Source organism: Chitinivibrionales bacterium, from assembly GCA_014728215.1.
Lineage (GTDB): Bacteria > Fibrobacterota > Chitinivibrionia > Chitinivibrionales > WJKA01 > WJKA01.
In genome coordinates this window covers 1-4,737 of the sequence record WJLZ01000166.1, presented here as the reverse complement: position 1 = coordinate 4,737, position 4,737 = coordinate 1, and the positions used below count along the sequence as shown (strand labels likewise).

Genomic DNA, 4,737 nt, shown 5'->3' with positions numbered 1-4,737 from the left:
GCTGATATTTGCCCTGTTTTTTTAGCCGTTCATGCAGTAATTCATCATCCGGGAAAGGCCGGACGCCGCAGAGCAATTCGTAAAGAATAACGCCCATCGAGTACAAATCGTTTCGCAGGTCCGCGGGCTGATGGTCGATCTGTTCGGGGGCCATATACGGCGTCGTGCCCCATCCGCCCTCATTCCGCCCGCTTTCAAATTGTGAAAGTCCGAAATCCATAACTTTCACGACGCCCTCATTTGAGATGAGAATGTTTTCGGGTTTCAGGTCACGATGGACAAGCTTATTGCCCTGCTTTCCCCAGAGAGAGTAAGACTGCGCGTAGGCATATTCCAACGCCGAGGAGACTATGGTTATGATTGAAAGACACACCGCGGGCGGCAGAGTATGATGAGCGGTCAGGAGTGTTCGAAGCGACTTTCCGTCGATATATTCCATGTGTATAAATGGAAGACGACCATCGTATATGCCGCTTCCATGCACTTTGACAATATTCGGATGGTCCAGCCTGGCGGTCAGCTTGGCTTCGGCCTCGAATTTTTTCCGGAGATAACCAGCGGCGTCGGCTTTGAGCATTTTCATGGCCCGCTGCAATTCGAGGTCGATTTCAAAGGTTTGATATACCACTGCAACACCACCAATACCGATAATTGAGGTAAGCTTGCAGTTCGCTATGATAGTGCCGACAGGCGGATATCGGGGATCTTTGAAAATTTTTTCTATTTCTAAAGAATTCAAACGATAACGTCCTGGAATGAAAAGGTAAAAGGCTGAATTTTTTTGTTCATAAACGTGGTTTTCACCTATTTTTAATATAATTTGCACCAGGTATTTCCAGAAAGAATTTGGATCGGATACTGTCACAGCTTATGGTCATGAGATACTCTACTATTATTATTGCGATTTTATTGCATACGGTCGGCGCTTTTGCCGAAGAATTAAGCCCGATTAAACCGAATATTGTCGATATGAAAGAAATCCTTCAAGAGCGTTACGCCAGGCGCGGGTATATGCTCCTGACTGATTCTATCCAACCATCTTCGTTTGCTTCCAATAAGTGGGCGATAGCCGGCGGGTTTGTTGTCCCTGAGGGCAAAAAGCTGACTATTCCCGGCAATGTCACCTTATTTTTTGAGCCTGATGCATTCATAGCGGTCAACGGAGAGCTGGAAGCAGCCGGGACGCGCGATGCGCCGGTCGTTTTCACGAAAATAGACAGCGCCGATATGGTAAAAAAACCCAGGAACGATAATTTTCTGTGGAAAGGGATTGAAGTTGGCGAATCGGGTAAGCTTGATTTGAAATATGCGGTAATAAGGCATGCGCAACGAGGCGTCATTTCAAAGGGCAAATGCGATTCTCTTGTTATTGACTCGATACGGTTTTCCGGAGCGCTTCCTCTTGCTCTTAAAACGTCCGATTATTCCATCACCATCAATAATGATTCCCTTTTTACGCTCCGTTGCCCGTCTCCTCTGGCGCCGAAAAGGAAAAAAACACCGCGCTTTGTTTATCTGATGTACGGTCTCGGCCTCAGCGCTGCGGTTACCAGCGGCGTTTTCTATGCATCGGCGTATAACACAGACAGGGAAGCCGCCCGGATCATGGAGCATGTCGCAGCCCAGGCGAAATTCGACAAAGCGACCGGACAGTATAAAGTTTCTCTTGTCACCGGCGTTTCCGCCGCGGTATTAACGGTCCCTGCGTTTATATTTCACCTTGTGAATGCAAAAGGAAAGGACAAATAGCGGCGATGGGAAAATTCCGCCTGATTATCATTGCTTCGACGGCGGCGCTGCTTGTGCTGTTTATTGTCTGTCAAAGGACAACATCGCCCTACCTCGATAACTACGAAGGAGAGTATGTGCTCGATGCGGAATGGAGTGCGCCGCGGGATACTTTTTTTACGTTACAACCCTATTTCATCGATTACGAGAGCATCGGGCGGGACACATTTCAAACTTATTCAATAAGCACCGATCCTTCCGGATTTATCGACGCATCTTTTTTCGGGCAAACCATGAATGATTCGCAGATGACAATCATATTTACCGGCGCTTTCAACGGGAGCGTTGTCGTAACGGGAGTCCATCCAAATTCTGAAGAGACGTCGGTCGGCTTGCCGGTGACGGTGATCAATCCCTTTGCCGTTGAGGGGGCCGGGGATTATTCATCGGGTGAAACGGTTTCTCTTTCCATTTCGGCAACCGACAGCCTCCCTCTTACGGCCCGGTGGTTTGTCGACAGTATCTTTGCCGAAGAGCAGTCCGCCGATGGACAGTTCATTCTGAAAAGCGATACCGTTGTGAGCCATTCCGTTTTTGCCGTGATAAGCGACACCCTGGGCCATTCGGTCTCTACCGATACGGTCACTGTAGCGTTTCAACCCTCTCCACCTTCTGTCGAGTTTCTTCAGCGGACCCTTGATGTTCCTCTTGGCGTGGAAACGACCCTGTCGGTGCAATCATCCAATTGCGACTCGATACGATGGTTTGTGAAGGGGCCGGGCCTTTCGGTTACAACCACCGGCACACTGAAAGCGACATTTTCTAACGCCGGCCCCGACACGGTAATTGCCACGGGCATTAACCGATACGGCACGGCAAGCAGCCCGGATACGCTTTTCGTTACCGTAATGACATTCACCTATTCGCTCAATATCGAGCAATTCCCCGACACAATCCGCGCCCGCCGGTGGAATTCGTGGAAAGTGCAGGTCACCGAGAATGGTGTACCGCTCACCGGCCCGGAGGTAACGTATCACTGGAAAATGACCCCCGATTCGATCTGGGACTCCCTTGCTACCACCGGTGGAGGAAGAGAGCTTGAATTGTATATTGGAGATTCGATTCCGCCGTTTACACTGAGCGTTATGGGGAAAATCGGGGGTGGTGATTCGACCTGGCGGCATCAGCAGAGAATTGTGGTACGGGCGTTTCGTCCATCATGTTCCTTTGTCACCACCGATTTTAATGTGCCGATTAATCAGCAAGTAACGCTTACTATAAAAGCTGAAGACAGCAACAGCGACGGCGGAATAGCAGGAGTTTATTATCTGAGCAGCGATAATCAGAATCCTGTTTCTACAAATGGCGAGCTATCGTGGACGATGAAATTTCTGACTCCCGGACAAAAGGAGATAAAATGCTATGTTGTTGACAATGAGGGCTTTATCAGCGATACGGCAACACTCGGGGCCACGGTAACCGCAAGTAAGCCATATTTCGAGCGTCCGGTGCTCGATACCATGGTATTTATAAACGATTCTCTGACGATAGTGGTAAATGGTTTGCCCGGCAACACTGGTGATTCAATTGTCGGCTATCACTGGGATTTCGGGGGCGACGGCGTCTGGGATACGGCAACCACTAATGGAACAATAACTATTGTATATAGCGCCTCCGGAATAGATACAATCAAGGCAGGGTGCCGGAACCAGCGGGGCGATTCCGCAGAAACCCCTGCAATAATTTCTATAGTTATCGATGAAGGCGCCCCGGAAATAAACACTGTTGATGCAACCCCTGTGATTACCTGGGCCGGCGGGGAAATAACGCTTGCCGTTACCGCGTCTGATACGAACGGCCTGATTAACCGGATAGCCGTCAGGATAAATGACCTCACCGACAGCATAATCACCGTATCGCCTTCGGCGCATATCAATACCGCATTTTCTTTTACACTGAGCGACCCCGGCAAATACCTTTTTGCCGCCGCTGCAATCGATGATGACAATGTCAAATCTCCCTATGTTTCAATCGGCGATTCGGTTGTAGTGACAAAGGGAGAACCGGTCATACACAGTTTTTCCCCTGATTCCGTGTGGATTATGGATTCGGTTGGTTACACGTTATCCGCAACCGATGTGAATGGGACCGTTGCTGCGTATTATGTAAAATGGGATGACGGCTTGTCTTTTGTTGAGTATGCCGATTCAATAATCGAACACGCCTATGCCACCGGCGGATTAAAGCATTTGAGCTTTTATGTCGTTGACAATGACAATATCAGTTCCGATACGCTGAGTGATTCGGTGTATGTGAAACCGGGGAAACCGCTTGCTACGCTGATAACACCCGACAGTGTCTGGATCAATGACAATGTTAACTATACACTCTCCGCCAGCGATCCAAACGACAGTATTGCGCAATGGGCAATATCATGGGACACGGGCTTGCCGTATGAGATGAGCGCCGACAGTATTATTGCGCATTCTTTCGGGGACCCCGGACCGAAAAACGTAAAATATTTTGTTGTTGACAATGACGGCATTTCCAGCGATACTGTATCGTGGGAGATATATGTCAAACCGGGAATCCCGCGCGTAACTTCGATACGGGTAAGCAAGCCTCTTGATGGTATTTACATAAGGGATAGCCTTGATTTTATTTTTAAGGGCAGTGATGAAAATGATTATATCGATAGTATTCTTATATCCTGGGGCGGCGATCAGCCTTTTGACATTCGCCGGAAAGCGATAGGTGATTCTATAGTATGTACGGATTTTCAATTTGCCCGTGCCGACAGCGGAGCGCGTTCCATTCTTGTCAGAGTTAAGGACCCTGACGGAATGACAAAGGATTCGAGTTTTGCCGTCACCGTGCTCTCCGGAGCGCCATCAGTAGACAGCATAAAACCGGTCAATGATATCTGGGTAAGGGATATTACTAATTACACAATTTTTGCCGGTGATCCCAATGGTACAATCGATTCTATAGAAGTTGACTGGGATAACG

General features: G+C 48.6%; 3 protein-coding genes. 2 read left to right on the top strand and 1 reads right to left on the bottom strand.

Annotation, left to right across the window (positions count from 1 at the left end; all coding sequences use genetic code 11):
• A partial coding sequence (locus GF401_14715) for a protein kinase (GenBank protein ID MBD3346304.1) occupies positions 1 to 865 on the bottom strand: 865 nt, incomplete at its 3' end.
• An 11-nt stretch (positions 866 to 876) separates the two neighbouring features.
• Between GF401_14715 and GF401_14710 the strand changes: the two genes are divergently transcribed.
• Positions 877 to 1,749: a hypothetical protein gene (locus tag GF401_14710; GenBank protein MBD3346303.1), complete on the top strand. Its 873-nt coding sequence runs from the start codon at positions 877 to 879 to the stop codon at positions 1,747 to 1,749.
• 5 nt (positions 1,750 to 1,754) lie between these two features.
• Positions 1,755 to 4,737: hypothetical protein (locus GF401_14705; GenBank protein MBD3346302.1), on the top strand; the 2,983-nt coding region annotated here is incomplete at its 3' end.

Coding starts and splice junctions, on each gene's coding strand:
- GF401_14710 (MBD3346303.1), top strand. CDS start 877: ATGAGATACTCTACTATTATTATTGCGATTTTATTGCATACGGTCGGC.